Origin of the sequence: Arthrobacter sp. SW1 (genome assembly GCF_001766675.1) — a bacterium.
Lineage (GTDB): Bacteria > Actinomycetota > Actinomycetes > Actinomycetales > Micrococcaceae > Arthrobacter.
In genome coordinates this window covers 29,486-52,552 of record NZ_MJLT01000056.1, presented here as the reverse complement: position 1 = coordinate 52,552, position 23,067 = coordinate 29,486, and the positions used below count along the sequence as shown (strand labels likewise).

Annotated in this window: 23 protein-coding genes; 10 read left to right on the top strand and 13 right to left on the bottom strand. The window is 67.9% G+C overall.

Translation table 11 applies throughout. The features are described from left to right. The first annotated feature begins 76 nt into the window (after positions 1-76). The 4 genes from BIU82_RS16245 to BIU82_RS16230 all read left to right on the top strand — a co-directional run bounded on the left by BIU82_RS16245 (position 77) and on the right by BIU82_RS16230 (position 3,848). Positions 77-2,455, top strand: coding sequence for a CHAT domain-containing protein (locus tag BIU82_RS16245; RefSeq protein WP_070350500.1), 2,379 nt, complete (start codon positions 77-79; stop codon positions 2,453-2,455). Beyond that, positions 2,439-2,777 carry a CU044_2847 family protein gene (locus BIU82_RS16240; protein WP_070350499.1) on the top strand — a complete coding sequence of 113 codons (339 nt, stop codon included), beginning with the start codon at positions 2,439-2,441 and terminating at the stop codon, positions 2,775-2,777. The genes BIU82_RS16245 and BIU82_RS16240 overlap by 17 nt, the downstream gene beginning before the upstream one ends. A 115-nt stretch (positions 2,778-2,892) precedes the next feature. After that, the gene (locus BIU82_RS16235; RefSeq protein WP_070350498.1) at positions 2,893-3,177 is read left to right on the top strand and encodes a DUF4190 domain-containing protein; all 285 of its coding nucleotides are present in this window, start codon (positions 2,893-2,895) and stop codon (positions 3,175-3,177) included. Positions 3,178-3,302: 125 nt separating this feature from the next. Beyond that, positions 3,303-3,848: a universal stress protein gene (locus BIU82_RS16230; protein WP_083292392.1), complete on the top strand. Its 546-nt coding sequence runs from the start codon at positions 3,303-3,305 to the stop codon at positions 3,846-3,848. A gap of 486 nt (positions 3,849-4,334) precedes the next feature. Here the strand turns inward: BIU82_RS16230 and BIU82_RS16225 are convergent, their stop codons facing one another. From BIU82_RS16225 to BIU82_RS16210, 4 genes are read right to left on the bottom strand one after another with little or no spacing between them, the layout of a single operon-like run. Beyond that, complete coding sequence (locus BIU82_RS16225) at positions 4,335-5,726, bottom strand: gluconate:H+ symporter (protein WP_070350497.1); 1,392 nt, start codon at positions 5,724-5,726, stop codon at positions 4,335-4,337. Positions 5,727-5,748: 22 nt separating this feature from the next. Next, on the bottom strand, positions 5,749-6,384 hold the full coding sequence (locus BIU82_RS16220) for a bifunctional 4-hydroxy-2-oxoglutarate aldolase/2-dehydro-3-deoxy-phosphogluconate aldolase (RefSeq protein ID WP_070350496.1): 636 nt from the start codon (positions 6,382-6,384) through the stop codon (positions 5,749-5,751). Next, positions 6,381-8,021, bottom strand: coding sequence for a D-aminoacylase (locus BIU82_RS16215; protein WP_070350495.1), 1,641 nt, complete (start codon positions 8,019-8,021; stop codon positions 6,381-6,383). Before BIU82_RS16215 ends, BIU82_RS16220 begins: the two co-directional genes overlap by 4 nt. 10 nt (positions 8,022-8,031) lie before the next feature. Next, positions 8,032-9,354 (bottom strand): alanine racemase, encoded by a 1,323-nt coding sequence (locus BIU82_RS16210; protein ID WP_070350494.1) that lies wholly within the window; start codon positions 9,352-9,354, stop codon positions 8,032-8,034. A 155-nt stretch (positions 9,355-9,509) separates the two neighbouring features. Between BIU82_RS16210 and BIU82_RS16205 the strand changes: the two genes are divergently transcribed. The 5 genes from BIU82_RS16205 (at position 9,510) to BIU82_RS16185 (ending at position 13,126) form a co-directional block, all read left to right on the top strand. Continuing rightward, the gene (locus BIU82_RS16205) at positions 9,510-10,526 is read left to right on the top strand and encodes a sugar kinase (protein ID WP_070350493.1); all 1,017 of its coding nucleotides are present in this window, start codon (positions 9,510-9,512) and stop codon (positions 10,524-10,526) included. Then, positions 10,523-11,284 (top strand): IclR family transcriptional regulator, encoded by a 762-nt coding sequence (locus BIU82_RS16200; RefSeq protein WP_070350492.1) that lies wholly within the window; start codon positions 10,523-10,525, stop codon positions 11,282-11,284. Before BIU82_RS16205 ends, BIU82_RS16200 begins: the two co-directional genes overlap by 4 nt. Then, positions 11,281-11,685, top strand: coding sequence for a Rid family detoxifying hydrolase (locus tag BIU82_RS16195; RefSeq protein ID WP_070350491.1), 405 nt, complete (start codon positions 11,281-11,283; stop codon positions 11,683-11,685). Before BIU82_RS16200 ends, BIU82_RS16195 begins: the two co-directional genes overlap by 4 nt. A 131-nt stretch (positions 11,686-11,816) precedes the next feature. Next, entirely contained in the window at positions 11,817-12,641 is an 825-nt protein-coding gene (locus BIU82_RS16190; RefSeq protein WP_171906568.1) for an aminoglycoside phosphotransferase family protein, read from the top strand. Positions 12,642-12,730: 89 nt separating this feature from the next. Then, a complete protein-coding gene (locus BIU82_RS16185) occupies positions 12,731-13,126 on the top strand; it encodes a VOC family protein (RefSeq protein WP_070350489.1) in 396 nt (131 codons plus the stop codon). An 88-nt stretch (positions 13,127-13,214) separates the two neighbouring features. Here BIU82_RS16185 and BIU82_RS16180 read toward each other — a convergent pair whose 3' ends face one another. From BIU82_RS16180 to BIU82_RS16155, 5 genes are all read right to left on the bottom strand, one after another. Next, a complete protein-coding gene (locus BIU82_RS16180) occupies positions 13,215-13,463 on the bottom strand; it encodes a helix-turn-helix domain-containing protein (protein WP_070350488.1) in 249 nt (82 codons plus the stop codon). 302 nt (positions 13,464-13,765) lie between these two features. Then, positions 13,766-14,701, bottom strand: a complete 936-nt coding sequence (locus BIU82_RS16175) for a hypothetical protein (protein ID WP_070350487.1) — start codon at positions 14,699-14,701, stop codon at positions 13,766-13,768. Between the two features lie 182 nt (positions 14,702-14,883). Beyond that, on the bottom strand, positions 14,884-15,312 hold the full coding sequence (locus BIU82_RS20265) for a hypothetical protein (protein WP_139146661.1): 429 nt from the start codon (positions 15,310-15,312) through the stop codon (positions 14,884-14,886). Positions 15,313-15,648: 336 nt separating this feature from the next. Next, positions 15,649-16,059, bottom strand: coding sequence for a hypothetical protein (locus tag BIU82_RS16160; protein WP_139146660.1), 411 nt, complete (start codon positions 16,057-16,059; stop codon positions 15,649-15,651). Positions 16,060-17,109: 1,050 nt separating this feature from the next. Beyond that, on the bottom strand, positions 17,110-17,475 hold the full coding sequence (locus tag BIU82_RS16155; protein ID WP_070350483.1) for a hypothetical protein: 366 nt from the start codon (positions 17,473-17,475) through the stop codon (positions 17,110-17,112). A gap of 419 nt (positions 17,476-17,894) precedes the next feature. Here BIU82_RS16155 and BIU82_RS16150 point away from each other — a divergent pair, with 419 nt between their 5' ends. Further along, complete coding sequence (locus tag BIU82_RS16150; protein ID WP_139146659.1) at positions 17,895-18,401, top strand: hypothetical protein; 507 nt, start codon at positions 17,895-17,897, stop codon at positions 18,399-18,401. 132 nt (positions 18,402-18,533) lie between these two features. On the opposite strand, the gene BIU82_RS16145 is transcribed toward BIU82_RS16150, so the two are convergent. The 4 genes from BIU82_RS16145 to BIU82_RS16130 all read right to left on the bottom strand — a co-directional run bounded on the left by BIU82_RS16145 (position 18,534) and on the right by BIU82_RS16130 (position 23,059). Further along, positions 18,534-19,517: a hypothetical protein gene (locus BIU82_RS16145; RefSeq protein WP_070350481.1), complete on the bottom strand. Its 984-nt coding sequence runs from the start codon at positions 19,515-19,517 to the stop codon at positions 18,534-18,536. A 390-nt stretch (positions 19,518-19,907) separates the two neighbouring features. After that, positions 19,908-21,026: a hypothetical protein gene (locus tag BIU82_RS16140; RefSeq protein ID WP_253182817.1), complete on the bottom strand. Its 1,119-nt coding sequence runs from the start codon at positions 21,024-21,026 to the stop codon at positions 19,908-19,910. A gap of 30 nt (positions 21,027-21,056) precedes the next feature. After that, positions 21,057-21,995 (bottom strand): nucleoside hydrolase, encoded by a 939-nt coding sequence (locus BIU82_RS16135; RefSeq protein ID WP_070350480.1) that lies wholly within the window; start codon positions 21,993-21,995, stop codon positions 21,057-21,059. Continuing rightward, complete coding sequence (locus tag BIU82_RS16130) at positions 21,992-23,059, bottom strand: ABC transporter substrate-binding protein (RefSeq protein ID WP_070350479.1); 1,068 nt, start codon at positions 23,057-23,059, stop codon at positions 21,992-21,994. The genes BIU82_RS16135 and BIU82_RS16130 overlap by 4 nt, the downstream gene beginning before the upstream one ends. Between the last annotated feature and the right edge of the window lie 8 nt (positions 23,060-23,067).

Genomic DNA, 23,067 nt, shown 5'->3' with positions numbered 1-23,067 from the left:
CGCGGGGAGCCGTGCAGGGCCACGCTTTAGCTAGAGATCATGGGCGGGACATGGTCCGCGGTTAAGGGGACGCGGGGTGGACTGTGACATCGAGCTGGAAATCGGGTCCGGCTCAACCTTGGGCGAATACACAGTGCACGTGGTGCAGGCTCCCGCCGGCGGCCACGCGTCGGGCTCGTTCACGCTCGACGTCGACTCCATCCTCACCCGGCGCTCCGAGCTGGAAGCGACCATCCTGGCCTCCAGCGTGGCAGCGCGCCGCACTACTCCCGTCATGGAGCTCCCGGTGCGGGCCGCCGGGCAGGAACTCTTCCAGGCCCTGTTCACCCGGGAGGTCTACGGGACGTACCGGGCGAGCCTGGGCGCGGCCCAACACTCCAGCCAACAGCTGAGGGTTGTCCTCCGGCTGGCCGCCCCGGAACTCGCTGCCTTGCCTTGGGAAACGCTGTTCGACCCGGAGACTGAAAGCTACCTTTGCCAGACGGAACCGCTGCTGCGCCACATTCCCGCTCCGGACTACCACGTCAATCCACTGGAGATCACTCCTCCGCTGCGGATCCTCGGCATCGTGGCCGCCCCGCGCGACCTCCCCGCCCTCGACGTGGAGACGGAGAAGCGGAACCTGTCGCAGGCCCTGGCCGGCCCGGTTTCCGAAGGGCGCGTTGAACTTGCCTGGGCTGCCGACGGTACCTGGGATTCAGTGCAGTCCGCGCTGCTGGCCGGGCCGTGGCACATTGTGCATTTCATCGGCCACGGGGACTACGACTACCGCAGCGACGAGGGCCGGATCGCCCTGGAAGGCCCGGACGGGCGCTCCGCGATGGTGCGCGCGGTCCGCTTCATGGCCCTGTTGAGCATTGCGGCGCCCCGCCCCCGCCTGGTGGTGCTCAACTCGTGTTCTTCGGGCGAGATGAGCCAGTCCGATCTTTTCGCGGGGACCGCCGCGTCCCTGGTGCGGAGCGGGATCAACGCCGTGGCGGCGATGCAGTTTGCCATCAGCGATTCGGCGGCGATTGCCTTCGCCCACGGCTTCTACGCGGCCATCGCCAACGGCAGGGCGGTCGACGAAGCAGCCCGGGTGGGCCGGATCTCGGTCATGGCCAGCCCGGACGGCACACTCGAATGGGTGACCCCCGCCCTGTACGTCAGGGGCGGATCCACCAGGCTGTTCAGGCTCGCGGGGGTTCCCAAGCCACCCGCCGCAGGTGCCGAGCCGCCCGGTATCCTTCCGCCCGCCACCCAGCCACCCCGCACCCCGCCGGCAGGCACAACGCCCAAACAGGAGCCGCGGGCGCAGGACGAGCGGACGCGCCAGGCACAGTTGCGTGCCCTCTACGTCCAGGCCAGCGCCGAGCTCCGCACCCGGCACTTCGAGCAGGCGGCCGAACTTTTCGAGGATCTTCTGACCCTCCAGCCCGGCTACCGGGATGCCGAAGCGCTGCGCACCGCTGCCCTGCACCGGCACGGGCTCAGCGAGCGCTACTGGGAAGCCCGCGAAGCGGAAGACGCCGAGGACTGGGCCGCCGCGGCGGAAGGATACGCACAACTCGAGGACGAGCCCGACTATCCGGATGCCTCCGCCAGGCGCCGCGACTGCGAGCGCCGCCTCCGCGTGGCAGAGCTGCAGAGCGAGCTCCGCTACCACGCGCACGGCGGAAACTGGCAGGCCGTCCTGGATGTCGCCGTCGAGCTCGCCGCGGTGGATCCCGGCGCGGCGGATCCGGAAGGACTCGCGACGGCGGCACGCGCCGAGCTGAAGCGGGCGGAGGAGACGCGCAAGGCGGAGGAGCGGCAAGAAGCAGGGCGCCGGGCCGCCGAGGAACCGCGCGATACCGCCCGGGACCCCGGGAAAGACGAGCGCGCGGCTGCTCCCCCGCCGGCAGCCCCTGCAGCAGCGGAACGCAAGGAAGCGCCCCAATGGCCCGCGTGGGTGGGCTTCGGGGGCGGGCTCCTGCTCGCGCTGGCGGGGATCGTCGGCGCGTTAGCCGTGACGGATTACTACTGGTACGTCTACAAGATGGATTCCGACGCGATCCCGCTTGCGGTGGCGCTGGGCCTGCTGATTCCGGCGGCCCTGTGCACGATGGCTGTGGCCGGTTTCCCCACGCGGAAGATCGCAGGCCGCCTGGCGGTGATCGTGGCGGCGCTGGCGTCGTTCGTGCTGGGATGGGGCGGACTGGAGCGTATGGCGGTGGGCACGGCCACGTTCCTGACAGTGATGCAATGCCTGGCGGCCGCTGCGGTGGGAATCCTGTGCCTCCGGGAGCCGGCACCGCGCAGGGCTGCCGGCGTGATCCTCGGCCTGGCCCTGTTCGCTGTGGCGCTGGCATGGATCCGTTCGCAGCCGCTCGCGTTCCAGCTTGCATACTTCCTCCCCGTGACGCTGGCCGGCTTGCTTGCGGCATGGGTATCGCGCCCTTGGCAGGAAAGGAACAGGCGTGGGCCAGTTGATTGAGTACACCACCGACGACGGCGGCACGGTCGTCGTCGAAGTTTCCGCCGGTTCCGTTCCCGTGACCCGGGGCGGCGGCCACGCTGCCGACCACACCGGCGTCTTCGCGCGGGCCCAGCAGAGCTTCGAGCGCGCGCTAAGCAACGTCCGCCCGGCCGTCCAGGGCGTGATCAACGAGCTCCTGAGCATCGAGCACCGGCCGGACGAGGTCTGCGTCGAGTTCGGAATCGACATGCATGCCGAGGCCGGCGCATTCATTGCCGCAGCGAGCGCCAAGTCCAACTTCAACGTCACCATGACGTGGAAACGCGGGCTGGAACCGTAGGTCCTTCCGGCTGGGAGGTGACGGTTTGTCCGGTGAATTGATAGTTTGTTGCTGCCGTCCGCATAGTGCGGGCCGGGGGGACCACACGTCCGGATCGAAGGGATCACACACCACAATGAGCACTCCTGACTACCAGCAGCCTGCAAACTACGCAGCCAACTACGCCGCACCCGCACCCAAGACCAACACACTGGCCATCGCCTCGCTGATTTCCTCGTTCTTCATCAGCCTCCTCGGCGTCATCCTGGGCCACATCGCCCTGAACCAGATCAAGAACACCGGTGAAGGCGGCCGCGGCCTGGCCATTGCCGGCCTCGTGATCGGCTACGTGGGCATCCTGGCCGGCATCATCGTCACGATCATCATGGTCTCGATGGCCGCCATGTACAGCAACGCCTAAGCGTTCCTGGCTTCACCAAGGGCCCTGCCGGTTCCCCCGGCGGGGCCCTTGCGTTTACCTGCACCCTTAACTGCCGCCGGCCCCGACGCCTGTTCATCGGCAAGGCGGAGCGCGACAATGTGAATATGTCTGAAGGCTTCAGTGGACGGTCCCCGTTGCTTCTCGGCATCCTGCCGGAGCAGCATCCCGAGGTGTTCCGAACGGCCCGCAACTTCGCCGAACGGCTCAACACGCCCCTGGTCTGCGCGTATGTGGACGAGGCCAGCTACCTGGTGGAGTGGGACCCGTCCCGGGATACCCACCGCTTGTCCCTGCACCCGGAAAAGGACGACGCCGACATCGCCGCCGTGCGGCAGGGACTGAAATCCCGCATCACCGAGCTCGCCGAAGGCAGCGGCTTGGAATGGACCCTGCGCCTGCTGGCAGGCGACCCCGCCCGCGCCCTCGGCCGGCTGGCCGCTGAAATCGATGCGGCCATGATCATCGTGGGCAGCCCGGAGCCGGGAATCGGGCACAGGATCTCGGAGGCACTGAACGGATCGGTGGCCTCCTGGCTGAGCCACCACCAGGGCCGGCCCGTCATGATCGTGCCCTTGACCAAGGCCGTCCAGGCCCGGCATGCCCACCGCGCCGGCGACGAGATGGACGAAGACGACGAGGATTCCGCGTAGGCCTAAAAACCCTGAAATATAAGGAAAAACGGGCCAAAACATACCGCTTGAAACTAAAGCGAAAGTAGTTATTCGAGGTGCTGGCGATACCGGAAATCGGCACGTAAGCTAATTGTCAGCAGGAACCGCAAGGCAACTGCTCCAAAGACCGCTCCGGAGTGCGTATCCCCCAATAACGCACTCCGGAGCTCTTTGTTTTAAGCCGCGTCCCTGGCCCCGGGTGTTCGCGGTTCGGCAGTGTTGAATCGACGCTCCTTCCCGCTTGCTTCCAAACCAAGCCCGGCAGGATGCCGGAAATCCGCGGAAGTTGGCAGGGCGCAGCCCCAGGATCCAGATGCAAGCGGGAGGGAACGCCGCGACGGCCCGGGAACGCCCCAGCCCCGCCCGCGGCCCCGCCCGCTGAACCCGTTAAACAACGACGGCGGGTGGCCGCCCCGGGAGCAATCGCGCCCGGGTGGCCACCCGCCGTCGGGGTGTCCGGTAAAGCTAGACGAACTGGTACAGCAGCACGGCCATGCCGAAGCCGACCACGGACAGCACGGTTTCCAGGACCGTCCACGTCTTCAGCGTGTCCTTGACGGACATGTTGAAGTACTTGGAGATGATCCAGAAACCGCCGTCGTTGACGTGGCTGGCGATGATCGAGCCGGAGGAGATGGCGATGGCGATCAGCGCGAGCTCGGGCTGGGAGTAGTCGCCGGAGGTCAGCTCGGGGGCAAGGATGCCGCCGGTGGTCACGATCGCCACCGTGGCCGAACCCTGGGCGATGCGCATGCCGCAGGCGATCACGTAGGCGGCCAGGATGACGGGCAGGCCCGCGGCGGAGAGGGTTTCGGCCACGGCCTTGCCCACGCCGGTGGCGGACAGCACTGCGCCGAAGAAGGCGCCGGCGCCGACCACCAGGAGGATCATGCCCACGGGCTTCAGGGATGCGGAGCTGAGTTCGGAGAGGTCCTGGGCGGTCATGCCGCGGCGGATGCCGAGCAGCCACATGGACAGCGCGACGGCGACCGTCAGCGCGATGGCCGGGTTGCCGAAGAAGATCAGCACGTCGCGGAGGGTTCCGGCGGGCAGGAAGACGTTGCCGAAGGTGGCGCCGAGGATCAGCACCATGGGCAGGCCGATGGCCATGGCCACCAGGCCGATGGAGGGTTCGTGGCCCTTGGCTTCCTCGGCCTCGGCGATCACGCGGTCTTCGGGGACGGGGATGTTGACGCGCTTGCCGATCCAGGTGCCCCAGAGGATACCGGAGGCGAACCAGGCCGGGATGCCGCAGGCGAGGCCCATGAGGATGATCCAGCCGAGTTCAACGTGGAACAGGCCGGCAGCAGCCACAGGGCCCGGGTGCGGGGGCAGGAAGGCGTGGGTGACGGAGAGGCCTGCCAGCAGCGGCAGCGCGTACAGGGCCAGGGACTTGCCGCCGCGGACCGCCGCGACGTAGACCAGCGGGGCCAGCACGAAGATGCCGATGTCGAAAAAGACCGGGATGCCCAGCACGAAGCCGGTGATGCCCATGGCGAGCGGGGTGCCCTTTTCGCCGAAGATCTTCACCAGCTTGCCGAGCAGCACCTCCGCGCCGCCGGAGCGCTCCAGGATGGCGCCGAGCACGGTGCCGAGGCCGATGATGAGGGTGATGTGGCCGAGGATGCCGGCGAAGCCCTTTTCAATGAGGGCGTCGCCGCTCTTGACCGGTGAACCCACCAGCGCTTCGATGGTCACGCCGCCCACCAGGGCGACGAGGACGCTGGTGGCGACAAGGGCGATGAACGGTTCGACCTTGACCTTGATGATCAGGAAAAGCAGGAGCGCGATGCCCGCGCCCGCGAGGAGTAGCAGGCCCGCGGTGTCGTGCCGCAGCCAGTCCAGGAATTCAGTCATTGAATGTTCCTTTCCGGTGGGTTTACGTGAGGGCGCCGGTGAAGGCGGCGGCCCGTGCTGAGATGTCTGCCCAGTCACCGGCGGCGACTGCGGCGGGGGGCACGACGCTGGTGCCGCAGCAGACCGCGGCGGCTCCGGCGTCGAGGTAGCCCTTGGCATTGGAGGCGTCGATGCCGCCGGAGGGCAGGAGCTTGATGCCCGGGTACGGGCCCTGGAGGTCCTTCAGGTACACCGGTCCCAGCTGGCGTGCCGGGAAGATCTTCACCGCGGCGGAGCCGAGGTCCAGGGCCTGGGCCACCTCTGTGGGGGTCATGGCGCCCAGGCTGAACGGAATTCCAGCGCGCACCGCCACCTCGGCGACCTCCGGACGCAGGCCCGGAGTGACCAGGAACTGGGCGCCGGCGTCGATCGCGGCCTTGGCCTGGTCCGCGGTGAGGACGGTGCCGATGCCGATCGCGGCGCCGTGCTCCGCGGCGGTGTCCGCGGCGCGGCGCACGTGGGTGAGGGCGTCCGGCGTCGTGAAGGTCAGTTCCACGCTGCGGATGCCGCCCGAGGCGAGCGCGTGGCAGAGCCCGGCGGCGTCGGGGATGCCGGAGGCGCGGACGACGGCGAGGGTGCGGTCGGTCTCGAGCTGCCGGACGAATTCTTCGGGAGTCATGCGCTTGTTCCTGTTCTGGTGAGGCCGTCGGCGTGGCGGCGCAGGGCACGGCCGGCACGGGCGCCGGTGGGCTTCCCGCCGTCGATCGCTGCCGTGCCGTTGACGAACACGTACTCGATGCCGGCGGCTGCCTGGCGGGGGTTTTCAAAGGTGGCGGTGTCGCGGACGGTCTCCGGGTCGAACAGGACCAGGTCCGCGGCGTAGCCTTCGCGGACCAGGCCGCGGCGGTCCAGCTTGAGCCGCGCGGCGGGCCGGCCGCTGAGGTGGTGGACGGTTTCTTCCAGGCTCATCAGCCCCAGTTCGCGGCTGTAGTGGCCAAGGTAGCGCGGGAAGGTGCCCCACGCGCGCGGGTGCGGCTTGCCGCCGACCAGCAGGCCGTCGCTGCCGCCGGTGTGCGTGCGGTGCACCATGATGGCGCGGACGTTTTCCTCGTGGCCCACGTGCTGCAGGATGCCGGTGCCGCAGCGGTCATCCAGCAGGATCTGCGTGAACACCTCGAACGGCTCGCGGCCTTCGTCCTGCGCGATCTGTTCGATGGTCCGGCCCACGTAGCCGGCCAGCGCCTGGTTCTGCACCCCGCTGATTTCCAGGGTGTCCCATTCGGCCACCACGCCGTGGCAGCCGTCGGATCCGTAGATCTCCACGTTTTCGCGGATCTTCGCCTTGGTTCCGGGGTCGCGGAGCCGTTCCAGGGTGGCGTCCGTGCCGCCGGCCGAGGCCCAGCTGGGCAGGATGGCCGAGAGCGTGGTGGCGCCGGGCAGGTACGGGTAGGTGTCCAGGGTGATGTCCACGCCGGCGTCCAGGGCCTCGTCGATCAGGGCCAGCAGTTCGCCCGCGCGGCCCTTGTTTTCGGCGAAGTTCATGGTGGCGTGGGACAGGTGCAGGGCGCATCCGGTGTCCCGGCTGAGGCCGATCATTTCGGCGTAGGCCTCCAGTGCACCCTTGCCGTAGGAGCGGTGGTGCGGGGCGTAGAAGCCGTCCAGCTCGCCCACCGCGCTGCACAGCGCGCCAAGTTCCTCGGTGGTGGCGTACATGCCGGGCGTATAGGTCAGGCCGGAGGACATCCCGACGGCGCCCTCCGCCATCGCGGTCCGGACCACCTCGCGCATCTGCTCCAGCTGCTCCGGCGTGGCTTCGTCTTCGCCGAAGCCCATGACGAGCGCCCGCACGGTGCCCTGCGGCACGAGGTAGGCGGCGTTCGTGGCGATCCGGCCGCCGTCATTCTCGGTATCGAGGCGGTCGAGGTACTCGCCCACGGTGCGCCAGTTCCAGTCGAAATCGTCCGGGTTGTCGTTCCAGCCGGCGATCTTCTGGCGCACGCCGGCCAGCGTGGCGTCGTCCACGGGCGCGTAGGACAGGCCGTCCTGGCCGAGGAGTTCGGTGGTGACGCCCTGGCTGAGCTTGGCGTAGTGGTCCGGGGTGACCAGGAGCTGCAGGTCCGAATGGGCGTGCATGTCGATGAATCCGGGGCTGAGGACCAGGCCCGTGGCGTCGATGACGCGGTCCGCTGACTCGGCGGTGAGGCTGCCGGCGTCGGCGATCTTTGCGATCACGGTGCCGTCCACCAGGACGTCGGCGTTCCGCCGGGCGTCGCCGGTGCCGTCGATCAGGACGGCGTTGCTGATGAGTGTCTTCATCCGGCTGCTCCTAGAAAAAGGTGTGGATGAGGTCGACGACGGTCTGGTCACCATCCGTGTCAGCCAGCACCGGGATCAAGGTCCATTTGTCGAAGGCCGTGCACGGGTGGGAAAGGCCCAGCCGCACCACGTCGCCGGTGCGGACCGTGGTGGTGGCGGGGTCGAAGCGCAGGAAGGAGTGCTGGTCGTTGACCGCGGTGATCTCCGCACCGGCCAGCGGGCCCATGGCTCCGCCGAGCGCCGGGCCGATCAGCTGCGGCACGGGCAGGCCTTCGTCGACGGGAAGGTCGCGCTTGCCGGCGTCGAGCAACGCCAGGCCGGGCTCCGGCTGGGATACCACGCGGGCCCAGCCGTGCATCGCGGAGCGGAAGGGTTGCCCGCCGTCGCGGGAGAACGGCGAGATGACACGGTAGAAGCCGTCGTCGTGGATGATGTACGCGCCGCTGCGGATGAGCAGCTCCACGGTCGTGCCGCCGTCGCTGCCGATGGCCGGCGAGAGGACGTCGACGACGTCGTCGAAGTAGGCGCTGCCGCCTGCGGTGACGATCAACTCGTCCGAGCCGTACAGCCCCTCAGCGAGCAGCGTGCGGTGAAGTTCGAGCATCTGGCCGAGGTAGCCGCGCACGGCGGCGAGGGCATCGGCGTCGGCGGTGTGGGCGAGCGAGCCTTCGTAGCCGCTGACGCCCACCAGGCGCAGATGCGGGGATGCCGCAGCGGCACGGGCCACCTCGAGCGCGGCGTCCAGGCCGCGCGCGCCCGTGCGGCCGCCATGGGCACCAAGCTCCACGAGGACGTCCAGCACGGTGCTGCCGCCGGCGCCTTCCAGGGTGCGGCCGATCAGGTCCACGGTGTCCACGGAATCCACCCAGGACAGGATGGTCTGCTCGGCCCCCACCACGGAGGCCACCCATTCGATGGCGCGCGGATCGGTGAGGCTGTTGGCCAGCTGCAGCCGGCGCACACCGAACTGGTGCGCCACCCGCAGCTGGGCGTAGTTGGCCAGGGTGATGCCCCAGGCACCGCGTTCCAGCTGCTCGGCCCAGAGCTGCGGGGCCATGGTGGTTTTGCCGTGCGGGGCAAGCTTCACGCCCTTTTCGGCGCACCAGGCTGCCAGGCGGTCGGCGTTGTTCTCCAGGGCGCGGCCGTCGAGGGTGAGCAGCGGCGTCTGCAGGTCGGCGAGCGTGTGGCGGGCCTGGATGAAGTCGCCGGCGGTGATTCCGTTCGCGGCAGCGGGCACGGCCTTGTGCCGCCAGCTCAGCGGAACCGAAGAAAGCCGCTCGACGGCGTCGGCGGCGATTGCTGGGGCTGTTGATCCGGCTTCGGAGATGGACATGTTTTCCCTTCACGGGGCCGGACGGTCGTTGTCCGGCGCACCAAGGACTGCGTTGCGTATTTTGCAACGCTGGTTGCAAAGCTGTTGGTGATATGTCTAACATGGTCCAGGATTGGGCGTCAAGGCCTCGGTATACCTGAAGAAGGGGAGCGTTTATGCCTTCAGCTGTTTGCATCGGCGAGACCATGGCCATGCTGACCCCCATGAACGGGGTCCCCCTGCACCGCGCCGAAGAACTGCACTGCAGCATCGGCGGGGCCGAATCCAACGTCGCCATGGGCCTGGCCGCCATGGGGCTGGAAGCGCACTGGGTTGGCCGCGTGGGCCACGACGGCTTCGGCACCCGGATCATCGAGGACCTCAAGGACCACGGCGTGGGCGTCACCGGCGTCGAAGTGGATTCCAGCCGTCCCACCGGCCTGTACGTCAAGATCCCCGCGCAGGACTCCGATCCCGACGCCGGCAGCTCGGTTTTGTACTACCGGCAGGGTTCCGCCGCCTCCGCCATGGCTCCGGCCACCCTCGCGAACCCGGCCGTCGCGGAGCTGATCGGCAAGGCCGGGCTCGTCCACCTCAGCGGCATCACCGCCGCGCTCTCTGCCGACTGCCGCGCGCTGCTGGAAGTCCTGCTCAAGGCCCCTCGCAGCGGCCGGCTCATCACCTTCGACGTCAACTGGCGCGCCGCCCTCTGGGAAGGGCAGGACAAATCCGTGCTTCGGAAGCTGGCCAACCTCGCGGACATCGTGCTGGTGGGCAAGGATGAAGCCGAACACGCCTTCGGCACCACGGACGAAAGCGAGCTCCGCGCGCTCATGCCGGACCCCGCCGTCGTCGTCATCAAGAACGAGGCGATCAGCGCCATCGCCCTGCACCGGGACGGCAGCCGGGACGAAGTTCCCGCACTGTCCGTAGAGGTCGTGGAACCGGTGGGCGCGGGCGATTCCTTCGCCGCCGGGTACCTCAGCGGCGTGCTGTTCGGGCTGAGCCAGAAGGCCAGCCTCCGCCGCGGACACGCCGCCGCGGCCTGCACCCTCACCGTGCACGGGGACCGGGGCCCGCTGCCCGAGGCCGCCGAGCTCGCCGCGATCCTGGACTGCAGTGATGAACAATGGGCTGGAATCCGGGTTTCCACCGGTCATTTCGAGCTGCCCGAAAAGAGCACCACACCATGAGCCAGAGCCTGATGCGGGCCATCGACCTGCTGGACGAACTCGCGGCGAAGCCCGCCACCCTGGACGAACTGTCCAAGAGCGCCGCCGTCCACAAGACCACCGTGATGCGCCTGCTCCACGCCCTCGAAGAGAAGCGTTTGGTATTCCGGGATGACGATCAGCGGTTCCGCCTCGGTTCCAAGCTGTTCGAGCTGTCCTCCCTGGCACTGGAGCAGCGGGACATCCGGGAGGTCGCCCGGCCGCACCTTGCCGACTTCAACGCCCGCACCGGGCACACCGTGCACCTGGCCGCATTCGAAGGCGGCTCCGTGGTCTACATCGACAAGTTCGAATCCCACCACCCCGTGCGGATGTACTCGCGGATCGGCCTGACGGCGTCGCTGCACTCGGCCGCCGTCGCGAAGATCCTGCTCGCGGACATGCCGCGCGCCCGGCAGGAAAAGATCGCCGCCGGGCTGGACTACGTGAAGGTCACCGAAAACACCCTCACCTCCCCCGAAGCCCTGCTGGCCGAACTGGACGTGGTCCGGAAACAGGGCTGGGCACACGACAACGCCGAGCACGAAGCCTTTGTGCACTGCATCGCCGCGCCCATCCGGGACGCGAGCGGCGCCGTGGTGGCCGCGGCCTCATGCTCCGTGCCGATCGTGATGCTCGATTACGAAGGCCTGATGGGCCTGCTCCCCGATCTCAAGTCAACCACAGCAGCCATTTCACAAGATCTCGGCTGGACCCCAACCGAAAGGAACGCAGTATGAGCGCCAAGACGATCGTCCGCACCGACAACGCCCCCGCCCCCGCCCACACCTTCTCCCAGGGCGTGAAGAAGGGCGGCATGTTCCAGGTGTCCGGCCAGGGCCCCATGGATCCGGCCACCAACCAGTACATCGGCGACGGCGACGTCCGCGCCCAGACCCGCCGCACCCTGGAGAACGTCAAGGCCATCCTGGAGGCCGGCGGCTCCTCGGTTGAGGACGTCATCATGTTCCGCGTCTACCTCACCACCCGCGACGACTTCGCCGCCATGAACGAGGTCTACGGCGAATTCATCAACGAGAACGTCCCCAGCGGCCAGCTCCCCAGCCGCACCACGGTCTTCGTCGACCTGCCGCACGAGGTCATGCTCGTCGAGATCGACGCCCTGGCAGTCACCGCGTAACTTCGCGCTCCACCGCCTTTAACGCCCGACGCCGGTCCCCGCCTTTGGTGGGTGGCCGGCGTCGGGCGTTTATCCCCTGCACCGGGCGGCCGCCCGGTGCCTCTGGCATGCTTGGGACCATGCCGCAGGGGATGACGGAAAAACAGTGCGCACTGCTGGAAGAATGGCTCGGGCCGTATTCCGTTATTGCGGACTACTCCTGGCCGCTGCAGGACACCACCGTTCTGCATGTTTCAACGGCGGCCGGGCAGTTCGCCGTGAAGGCCAGCGCCACCAGCCACCACATCCGGCGCGAAATCGCGGCCCACGCCCATGGCATGCCCGGGCCGCAGGGCAGCTTTCCCGTGCTGCGGCATGCTTCGCCCGACGCCGGAATCCTGGTCACGGAGTTCCTTCCAGGCAAGCTGGTCGAAGGGACGCCCGCGGAGCACGCCCCCGAAATGTACCGCCAGGCCGGGGCGCTCCTGGCCGCGCTCCACCGCCCGCTGGCAGAGTCCACGGAATACGCGAAGAAGCTCCGCTACACCACGGAGCTGTTGCTGAAGAAGGGCCGCGGCCTGCTCGACGCCGGGATGCTCGCCCGGGCGGGTGCGGAACTCGCCGCGCTCCCCGCCGTTCCTGTCCAGCTGGTGACCACACACGGCGACTACCAGCCGCGGAACTGGCTGCAGGATGGGGGCCGCATCAAGGTCATCGACTTCGGGCGGGCGGATGCCAGGCCCTGGGTGCACGACCTTGTCCGGCTGTCCCACCAGCAGTTCCTTGGCAGCGCTGCCTTGGAGGATGCGTTTTACGAGGGCTATGGGCGGCGCATCGGCCCGGCGGAGGACACCATCTGGCGGCTGGAGAACCTCAACCAGGCCATCGGGACCATAGTGTGGGCACACGGCATCGGCGACTTTGCGTTCAGGGATTCAGGCGTCGCCATGCTGGAACGGGTGCTCGCGGACCCCTAAGTTCCTGTCGTACCCGCCCGGTAGGATCGGCACCACCAGCCGGAATCGAAGCGAACCCAGCAAGAAATGAACCCGCAAGGAGATGCGCAATGCAGGCCAGGATCCATGTGACCAGCGTCTTTGTCGACGACCAAGCCAAGGCCCTCGAGTTCTACACGGAAAAGTTGGGATTTGTTCCCAAGGAGGACGTCCCCGCCGGTGACTACCGCTGGCTGACCGTGGTGGGCGCAGGCGAGCCGGACGGCGTCCAGCTCCTGCTTGAACCGGACCAGCACCCGGCGGCACAGGCGTACAAGAAAGCGCTCGTCGCGGACGGCATCCCTGCTGCCTCGTTCGCCGTGGAGGACGTGGAGTCCGCCCACAAGGAGCTCGAAGGCCAGGGCGTCACCTTCACACAGCCGCCGGTCCCGTACGGTCCGGTGATCACCGCAGTCTTCGACGACACCTGCGGGAACCTCATCCAATTGGTGAGCCCCGCGAAGTAGCGGCCGGAGCCAACAACTGCGGCGGCGGTGCGTTGCGACGACGGCACCCGGGCTGGGCGCCCGGGGCCGTTGCCGCCGTCGGAGTTTCCTAGTGGGCCAGGCCCGGCATGCGCTGTGCGGACGCGACGTCCTGGACCTTGCGCGGCCGGCCGCGCCGCTTGGTGCGGAGACCTTCGGCGCCTTGCTTGCGGAAAATCCTGATCCACTCCTCCAGCGAAACCACGCTGCGGACACCGAAATGCTCAAGCACCTGGGTCTTGGCGGTTCCGTCCAGATAGGCCTGGACTGCTGCCAGCTTTACTTCGGAAGAATATTGGCGTTTGGTCGCTGACGACACTGTTCTCTACCTTTACTCCGTGCGGCGCCGGTAGCGCCGCGTTTTTTGTTTCTGTACCGCCATCCGTGCCTCTGTCCCTTGCGGATGCTGCAGTGGCGGTGGCGCCCGGGCCAGTAGCGCTTCCCGGAAATGCTTTCCGGCCGGGCGTTGGTCATGCGCTGCGAATCAATGCCTTGCTTGCGAATGCGGTGACGCGGACTCCTCTCCACGGAATCGGTCATGGCGATGCCTCACGGGCCGTCCAGGATTGGAAGGGCCGGTGACTGCCCGGCCCGGTGATGTGCACCGGGCCGGGCAGGTCATCAGGCCTTGCGGCGGCTGCCGAAGGCGAGGAGCGGAACGCCGCCCAGCAGCATCGCTGCGCCGGCCGCGGCCGGTCCGAACAGCTCGTTGCCGGTATTCGGCAAGGCGCCGCCGACGCCGTTGGAAGCGTCCCAGCCGGCCATGCCCCAGCCGGTGTTGCCGGAGCTTCCGACGGCGGGAACACCGCCCGGAAGTACGCCGTGCAGTCCGAGGCCGGAGACGTTAGCCCAATGACCGGCGTCGACCCCTCCGGAAACGGAGCCGGTCGAACCCCCAGCTCCGGGCAGGCTGCCCGAACCAGGAACGGTGCCGGTCGAGCCGGGGACGGGGCCAGTCGATCCCGGAGCGGTGCCGGGGGCGCCGCCCGTTCCGGAACCACCCGGAACGGTGGTGCCGGGTGTGGTTGCACCGGGTGCGGTTCCACCGGGAACAGTCGCGCCAGGAGTGCTGCCGCCAGGGACAGTGGCTCCGGGGGCGGTTGCGCCAGGGACAGCGGACGACGCCGCGTTGACGGCAGTTCCAAGGGCGGTGACCGGGGCGGCGAGGAGGCCACTCAGGTTAGTGGGATCGTCTGCGATGCTCCTTGCGGTATCGGGCACCAGCTCGAGAACCGGAAGGAGGACCGGTGCAGCAGCACCGAGGGCTCCGGCGTCGGGCTCGGTGCCGTCACCGGTCAGGATCCCAGACGGCAGGCCGGCCACGGTGTCGACAATCCCGTCCACTGCTCCGGTGGACGGATCTGCCGGGAGACCTGGGAAGCCAGGGAGGACCGGCAGTTCTACCGTGCCCGCGCCCGGAAGGCTCAACGATCCCGAAGGAACGCTGCCGTCGGTCGGAGCATCTGCCTTGACGTCAACGAAAAGATCGTCCGTACCGATCCGGTCAGTAGTCGAAACACCACCCGGACCCGCCGTCAGATCCCAAACGTCCTTCACACCGGCAACATTCAGATCCTTGCCAACACTCACACCCTCAGGCGTCAGACCAGCACGAACCGTACCCAGGCCAGGAACCGGAACCACAACGCCCGGATCGCCACCGGGCGCACCCGGAGTGCCAGGGTTGCCACCCGGCAGGCCCGGCAAACCCGGAACGTTTGGCAGACCCGGCAGCTCACCTACACCCGGAAGCCCAGGCAAGGACGGAACACCAGGGGTACCCGGAGTACCGGGATTACCGCCAGGCAGGCCAGGAACACCCGGAACCACACCACCCAGGGAATCCAGCAAACCAGTCGGAAGACCCACAACCGGATCCACCAAACCACCCACACCAGGAACACCCGGCAAAGACGGAACACCCGGAGTGCCAGGGGTGCCAGGGTTGCCACCAGGCAGACCCGGAACACTCGGCAGGCCAGGCAGCGACGGGAGACCAGGGGCACCGGGCGTGCCACCCGGCAGGCCCGGGACACCCGGAACCACACCACCCAAGGAATCCAGCAAACCAGCCGGAAGACCCACAACCGGATCCACCAAGCCACCCACACCAGGAACACCTGGCAAAGACGGAACACCCGGAGTTCCAGGGGTGCCAGGGTTGCCACCAGGCAGGCCCGGAACGCTCGGCTGGCCAGGCAGCGACGGCAGACCCGGCAACTCACCTACACCCGGAAGCCCAGGCAAAGACGGAACACCAGGGGTACCCGGAGTGCCGGGATTACCGCCAGACAGGCCAGGAAGGCCCGGAACCACACCACCCAGGGAATCCAGCAAACCAGCCGGAAGACCCACAACCGGATCCACCAAACCACCCACACCAGGAACACCCGGCAAAGACGGAACACCCGGAGTGCCAGGAGTATCAGGAGTACCAGGGTTGCCCCCAGGCAGGCCCGGAACACCCGGCAGGCCAGGCAGCGACGGCAGACCCGGCAACTCACCTACACCCGGAAGCCCAGGCAAAGACGGAACACCAGGGGTACCCGGAGTGCCGGGATTACCGCCAGACAGGCCAGGAAGGCCCGGAACCACACCACCCAGGGAATCCAGCAAACCAGCCGGAAGACCCACAACCGGATCCACCAAACCACCCACACCAGGAACACCCGGCAAAGACGGAACACCCGGAGTGCCAGGGGTGCCACCGGGCAGACCCGGAACACCCGGCAGGCCAGGCAGAGACGGGAGACCAGGGGCACCGGGCGTGCCACCCGGCAGGCCCGGAACACTAGGAACAACCCCACCGAGGGAATCCAGCAAACCAGCCGGAAGACCCACAACGGGATCCACCAAACCACCCACACCGGGAACACCCGGCAAAGATGGAACACCCGGGGTGCCAGGGTTGCCACCAGGCAGACCCGGAACACCCGGCAGTGCGCCCCCGGGAACACCCGGCAACGTCACGTACAGGTGAGAGGAACGACCGTCTGTCGGAACAGCAGCGTCAACATCAACAAAAAGTGCGTCGGTCCCGATGCGATCAGTGGTCGAAACACCACCCGGGCCCGCCGTCAGATCCCAAACGTCCTTCACACCGGCAACATTCAGATCCTTGCCGACACTCACACCCTCAGGCGTCAGGCCAGCACGAACCGTACCCACACCAGGAACCGGAACCACAGCACCCGGCTCACCACCAGGCGCACCCGGAAGAGAGGGCAGACTCGGCAAACCCGGAACATTCGGCAGGCCTGGAACATCAGGGAGCTCACCTACACCCGGCAGGACGGGCAGCGACGGGAGACCAGGAAGCCCACCACCGGGATTGCCCGGAGTACCGGGAAGGCCAGGCAGCGAAGGCAGACCCGACAACTCGCCTACCCCTGGAAGCCCGGGCAGAGACGGAAGGCCCGGAAGCTCACCACCGGGATTGCCCGGAGTACCAGGGGCACCAGGGGTACCCGGAGTGCCGGGGTTACCACCAGGTAGACCCGGAACACTCGGCAGGCCAGGCAGCTCACCTACACCTGGCAGGCCAGGCAGAGACGGGAGACCAGGAAGGCCACCACCGGGGTTGCCCGGAGTACCGGGAAGGCCAGGCAGCGAAGGCAGACCCGGCAACTCGCCTACCCCTGGAAGCCCAGGCAGAGACGGAAGGCCCGGAAGCTCACCACCGGGATTGCCCGGAGTACCAGGGGCACCAGGGGCACCAGGGGTACCCGGAGTGCCGGGGTTACCACCTGGCAGGCCGGGGAGCTCGACAGAGCCTACTCCCGGGAGGGTCAAGGACCCCGAAGGAACGCTGCCGTCGGTCGGCACGTCTGCCTTGATGTCAACGAAAAGGTCGTCCGTACCGATCCGGTCAGTAGTCGAAACACCACCCGGACCCGCCGTCAGATCCCAAACGTCCTTCACACCGGCAACATTCAGATCCTTCCCAACGCTCACGCCCTCAGGCGTCAGACCAGCACGAACCGTACCCAGGCCAGGAACCGGAACCACAACACCCGGATCACCACCAGGCGTACCGCCCGGAACACCCGGCAGACCCGGCACACCCGGCAGCGGCGGGATACCCGGAACATGCGGCAGACCAGGAACGCTCGGAACCCCAGGAACACCCGGGACCTCACCACCGGGAACACCCGGCACACCCGGCAGCGGCGGGATACCCGGAACATGCGGCAGACCAGGAACGCTCGGAACCCCAGGAACACCCGGGACCTCACCACCGGGAACACCCGGCACACCCGGCAGCGGCGGGATGCCCGGAACATGCGGGAGACCAGGAACGCTTGGAGCACCGGGGCCGCCCGGGAACTCACCGCCGGGGATGCCCGGACGGCCCGGATCTCCAGGCAGGCCCGGCAGGGATGGCAGCCCGGGAACACCCGAAAGCGCCCCGCCCAGGACCGAATCCGTAAGCGGCGCTACGACATCCTTCACCAGATGGGACGGATCGATCGGCAGGCCGTTGGTGTCCGGCAAGCCCGGCAGCTGGCCGGTGCCCGGCACTTGAGGAGTACCCGGCACTTGAGGAGTTCCCGGGGCTCCGTCACCGGGCAGGCCCGGAACAGGAACCGGAAGTCCCGGGACCGGCGTCGGGCTTCCCGGAAGCGGCAGCGCCGGCACCGAATCGCCGAGATCCGGAACGTTGAGGCTGAGGTTGACCAAGCCCTGGTCGCCACCGTGCCCGCTGCATGGATCCGGAGTGCAATCGCAGGTGCCCGGATTGGACGATGTGTTGCCTCCGTTGACAGTCGCCGTGGCGGTGCCGGCCGGGGTGGTTACCGTGCTGGCGGAAGCGGCTCCGGTGTCGGCGCGGTGGCGGCCCCTGCCGGGTGCGGGTGCTGCGACGGGAGCTTCGGCCTGTACGGCCGGTGCCGAGATGGTCCGCGGCTGGTCCGCGGCCACAGGATGGGCAAGCGTCGGCGCGGCACCGGTAACCGGTGCTGCAGCCGGGGCCACGGGCTTGGTCAGCGGAGCGGCCGGCTTCGCCGCCGGGGCCGCTGCCGTCGTGGCCTTGACCGATGCGGCTGTTTCGGCCACCGGGGCCGTGGCCGCCACCGGAGCCGTCTTGGCCACGGGAACCGCAACCGGAGCCGTTACGGGCGGCGCCGTGATCTGGGTGACAGTCTTGGTAGCGCTGTCCAGGATGGAAAGGGTGGACCCAAGGAGCGATTCCTCAGGCTGGGCCGCGGGAGTGTTGGCTGCAGTGTCAGCCATTGCCGCGGACTGTCCGATGCCGTAAAGGCCACCGGCAACGAGGGTACCGAGCACCGCCCGGCGAACATACCTGTTCACAATGAAACTCCTGACTAATCGAGGGAACGCGAATCGCGTTGAACTGGATGGCCTGCCCTAGCGCAGACGCGATCCCTCGTTAGTCAGGAGTCGAGCCCGGATCGAAAGCCGGCGCGGCCGGCAGGATCAGGCTCTGAAGGGGGGCTTGGAGCGCGACGGCGGAGCCGCCGTCGGGAGCGGTTGCTGCGGTGGCGATACCCACAGGGGCGTCGTTACCGCCGCGGAAGACGAGCGATGAAGTCATGGCTCCCCGCATGTCCTGGCCAGGGTCCTGGCCCGGTGCGGGAAGAGCAGCCCGGGAGGCCCCGGTGCCGTTGGCAGCACGCATCTCGTCCGCGGCGCCCAAAGCGCCGGCGGGAGCGAACTGCGAATATCCGGCGCCCAGGCCGGGAAGCTGGGTAGCAGGGAGTGCGCGGTGCGGTGCCGCGGCATGGGCAACGCCCGCGGGCCGCGAGGCGACGGATCCGGCAGCAGGCGCCGTGTCCGGGGCCGGTGCCACGAGCGAAGGCGTATCGACAGCGGGATCGACGACCGGATCAATAATGACCGGATCAACAACGCCGGAGACGGAGTCCACGATGCCGGGAACCGTTGTATCCACGGTGTTATCGACCGTGTCCACAGTGGTGTCTACGGCGTCGACAGCGGTATCAACCGTGCTGTCCACGGCATCGGCAACCGGCGTGGTGATGGCTGTAACGGGCTTGTTCAGGTCCGCGACCGGGAGCTGGGAGACAGCGGTGTCCACGGCGCCGCCAACGGATTCAACGGTGTTGCCAAGGGTCGACGTCGTTCCGGTCACCAGCGGTTCAACGGGCTCAAGCACCGGCGAGAGCACTGGGGAGGTGAGATCGGGAACCGAACGCACCAGGTTTCCGGCGGCGGACGTAGTTCCGGAAACGAGCGTTGACGTGGTGGTTTGGACAGTCTGGACGGTGACGGGAACCGAACGCACCGTGGTGGTCACGAGCTTGCTTGCCGATTGCACCAACTGCGGAACCGGCTGGGCCACCTGGTCAACCAGGGTGGTCAGCGCGCCGGTGGTTTCGCCGAGGAGCGACACTCCCGATTGTTGGGTCGATGCCGCTGCCTGCCCGGACGAAAGAGTTTGCGTTTCAGCTGCGGAAGCGCTGCCGGCGGAAAGGAGGAGCCAGGCTGCGCCGAGGCCCCCTACAGCGGCTGCGTAGCGGGCAAGGCGGGCAGCACGACGGCCGTTCTTCGAATCCGAAGCCGACATTTCCCCACCCCCCAGCTCGACAACCGCGGCCACTCCGATGGCCCTCGTAACGCTATCTCCACCAACTCAACACGATATTGACAAATCTTGTCAATTGATTGAAAGCCTAGAAATCGAAAGAAACCGCAGGTCATTAAACGGGTTAACGCAAAAAGGCCCGGAGAACACGAATATCCTCCGGGCCTTGCCGCGCACGGCGCCGCGGGCAAGAAACAACTACTGGGCGGCTTCGAAAAGCTCCGCTTCGAGGGCGTCCAATTCTGAAACAAATCGTTCACGCAATTCGGCTTTAGCCGGCTCGGACAACCAGCAGGCGTCCACACCGTTGAGTGCGATTTCACGCATCTTCGCAGGACTGAAACCGAGTTCATAGGCGGCAATCCGGTATTCGGCAGCGAGCGTCGTCGGGAACATCCCCGGGTCGTCCGAGGCAATCACTATCTTCAGCCCGGCATCGGCCATGGCCTTGATCGAGGCCCGGCGCCACGGGCGCCAGGAGCGCCGCGAGGTAGTGAAGATGCCGGTGAAGGCGACCTGTTCCTCGCGGACCCGGGCTACGACGTCGTCGTCTTCCAACACGAAGTAGCCGTGGTCGATGCGGTCGCAGCCGAGCACGTCCAGGCAGGTGATCGTGTTCGAGGCGAGCGGCGCGTGCTCGGAGGAATGCGCGGTGCGCTTCAGTCCGTGCCGGCCGGCCAGCTGGTAGGCGGCTTCGAAGCGCTCCGGCGGGCCGGAGGTCTCCAGGTTGTCGAGGCCGATCCCGACGACGTCCGGGTGCGGGTTGTCGATGAGGTTCTGTACCAGCGCGAGGGCATGCCCGCCGGACTTGCTGCGGTCGATGCCGGCGATCAGGAGGCCGGACATGCCGAAATCGGTTTCAGCCCGGCGGATGCCCGCGGCCATCGCCTCGACATAGCCGTTGTAGCCAAGGTGCTCCAGGCTCGGCGGCAGTTCGTCGAAGAACAGCTCGAGGTGGCGGGTAGCGCTGGCGTGCGCGTCCTCGAATGCCTCGTAGACAATCCGCGTGACGTCGTCGGCGGAGCGCAGGCACTGCAGGGCCCACTCCGACGCCTGGAAGAGCGAGTAGGAGACCTCCGGCTCATCGGCAGACGGGCCCTGCGGAACGGGCACGCGGGTGTTGACGTAGAGCGCCGGATCCGGCGGCCGCGAGTTGATGTTGGCGAAGATTTCCAGCGGCTCCTGCGGGAGCTGCAGGCCTTCGCGTGCGGCAAGTTCGGCGAAAGTGGTGGCCCGGATGGTCCCCGTCAGGTGGACGTGGAGGTCCGTCTTGGGCATGCGGTCCAGGTAGGCGCCGTAGGCAGCGCTGTCGATCATGGTGGTGTTTCCCCTCCGGGACGGGCAGCGTTACGCGCCCAGGCCCGTGAGTCGTTCGGTCAGTGTGGTCAGGAAGCCGGCCGCGGCGATGTCGCGGCCGTAACGGATGTTGGGTTCGCGCCCGGACACACCGCGGGCATCGGCGACGACGGCGCCGCGCGTCAGGGTGCCGTCCAGTTCCACGGTGGCGGTGACGGCTTCCCAGCTCAGCAGCGATTCGTCCAGCACGACGGCGGCGGCCAGCGGATCGTGCATCACCGCGCCGTCCGGGCGGCCGCGGGCCACCATGGTGTTGCACATGTCCAGCAGCATGGCGCCGAACTCCCCCGCCGGGGACGGCAGGGCGGCGAGCCGTTCCGCCGTCGGACGGTCGACGACGGCCTTGCGGGTCACGTCCAGCGGCACCAGCCGGATCCGCCGGCCACGCTCGAGCACCAGGGCGGCGGCCTCCGGGTCGGCGTAGAAGTTGAACTCGGCACTCAGCGTGACGTTGCCCTGCACGAACACGGCGCCGCCCATCACCACCAGCCGGCCGAGCGCGGCGATCGTGTCCGGGAACCGTTCGAACAAATGCGCGACGTCGGTCAGCGGGCCGAGCGCGAGGAGTGTCACCTCTCCGGGGCGGGCCAGGATGAGTTCGGCCATGTGCGCGACGGCGTCGCTTTCGATGGGACGCACGGAAACCGGCAGCTTCACACCGCCCAGTCCCCCGGCTCCGTGGACGGGCTCGTCCGGGACGCGTTCGCCGCCCGCCAGGGGCCCGGCAGCCCCGGCGTGCACCGGGAAGTCTGCCGGGACGCCCAGCAGGTCGAGCAGCGCGGCGGCGTTCGCCGTCGCCTGCTCCAGGGAGACGTTCCCCGCCGTCGCTGCGACCGCCAGCACCTCCAGCTCCGGGGAGCCGAACGTGAGCGCAAGCGCCACGGCGTCGTCGATGCCGGGGTCGCAGCTGATGATGACGGGAAGGGTCACTTGGAGGTGACTTCCCGGGCGTAGCGCTCAACCCAGACCGAGCGGTTCTGCACGACGGGTTCCAGGTCCAGGGTGGTGAAGCCGGCGGCAACCGGGTCCTTGGCGGCCGGGCCGGAAACCTTGGTGAGGATAGCCGGGACCTTCGCGGCGGGGTTCACCGGCTTGTCGCCCAGGGCCTCGGCGGAAGCGGTCTGGGCTTCGGCGGAGAGCAGGTAGTCGATGAACTTCTCGGCGGCGGCCTGGTGCTCAGTTCCCTTGACGATCATGGCGCGGTTGGTGGTCATGTACTTGCCGGTGGCCGTGGGGGTCCAGGCGACCGGAGCGCCGGAAGCAACCAGGTTGCGGGCGAAGCCGTCCAGGGCGGGCGCGGCCACGATCTCCTTCTGCTGGATCAGGTTGGTCACCTCGGTGGAGGCGGTGTAGAACTTCAGCACCGACGGCGCCAGGGCGCCCATCTTCTCCAGGCCCTTGTCGACGTCGAGCGGGCCCGAACCGTAGGTGGCAGCGAAACCGGACAGGGTCAGCTGGCCGGAGGTGGCGGCGAGGTCCGGGAGGGCGATCTTGTTGGCGTTGGTGGGCTCGGACAGGGTGTCCCACTTGGCGGCCTTGGCGGCGTCCATGACGTCCGTGCGGTACATCATGCCGTTGAGCTGGAAGGTGTAGGCCGGGCCGTTGAGCTTGTCATCCACGGCGAACGGGGCAACCTTGGCCATATTCGGGATCTTGGCCGGATCGGCCTTCGCAAAGAGGTCCTTCGCCTGGCCCGCGGCGGCGTAGTAGTCCGAGATCAGCATGACATCGATGCCGGAGTTCTTGTTGAGCTCCAGCTTGGACAGGCGGTCGGCGTTGGAGCCGGTTTCGATCTCCACCTGGATGCCGGTGGCGGCGGTGAAGGGATCGACCACCGACTTCTTGAAGTCATCGACGCCGAAGGCGAAGGTGCTCAGCACCAGGGTCTTGTCGTCGCCGCCCTGGGCTTCGCCGCCACCGCAGGCGGTGAGGGCGAGTGCGGAGGTGAGGAGCGCGGCGCCGGTGGCCCAGCGCGTGGATCGCTTGGTGTTCATGATTGCCT

Excerpts from the sequence above, each read along its gene's own strand:
- BIU82_RS16235 (WP_070350498.1), top strand. The coding sequence starts at position 2,893 with ATGAGCACTCCTGACTACCAGCAGCCTGCAAACTACGCAGCCAACTAC.
- BIU82_RS16230 (WP_083292392.1), top strand. The coding sequence starts at position 3,303 with ATGTCTGAAGGCTTCAGTGGACGGTCCCCGTTGCTTCTCGGCATCCTG.
- BIU82_RS16225 (WP_070350497.1), bottom strand. The coding sequence starts at position 5,726 with ATGACTGAATTCCTGGACTGGCTGCGGCACGACACCGCGGGCCTGCTA.
- BIU82_RS16220 (WP_070350496.1), bottom strand. The coding sequence starts at position 6,384 with ATGACTCCCGAAGAATTCGTCCGGCAGCTCGAGACCGACCGCACCCTC.
- BIU82_RS16215 (WP_070350495.1), bottom strand. The coding sequence starts at position 8,021 with ATGAAGACACTCATCAGCAACGCCGTCCTGATCGACGGCACCGGCGAC.
- BIU82_RS16210 (WP_070350494.1), bottom strand. The coding sequence starts at position 9,354 with ATGTCCATCTCCGAAGCCGGATCAACAGCCCCAGCAATCGCCGCCGAC.
- BIU82_RS16205 (WP_070350493.1), top strand. The coding sequence starts at position 9,510 with ATGCCTTCAGCTGTTTGCATCGGCGAGACCATGGCCATGCTGACCCCC.
- BIU82_RS16200 (WP_070350492.1), top strand. The coding sequence starts at position 10,523 with ATGAGCCAGAGCCTGATGCGGGCCATCGACCTGCTGGACGAACTCGCG.
- BIU82_RS16195 (WP_070350491.1), top strand. The coding sequence starts at position 11,281 with ATGAGCGCCAAGACGATCGTCCGCACCGACAACGCCCCCGCCCCCGCC.
- BIU82_RS16190 (WP_171906568.1), top strand. The coding sequence starts at position 11,817 with ATGACGGAAAAACAGTGCGCACTGCTGGAAGAATGGCTCGGGCCGTAT.
- BIU82_RS16185 (WP_070350489.1), top strand. The coding sequence starts at position 12,731 with ATGCAGGCCAGGATCCATGTGACCAGCGTCTTTGTCGACGACCAAGCC.
- BIU82_RS16140 (WP_253182817.1), bottom strand. The coding sequence starts at position 21,026 with ATGATCGACAGCGCTGCCTACGGCGCCTACCTGGACCGCATGCCCAAG.
- BIU82_RS16130 (WP_070350479.1), bottom strand. The coding sequence starts at position 23,059 with ATGAACACCAAGCGATCCACGCGCTGGGCCACCGGCGCCGCGCTCCTC.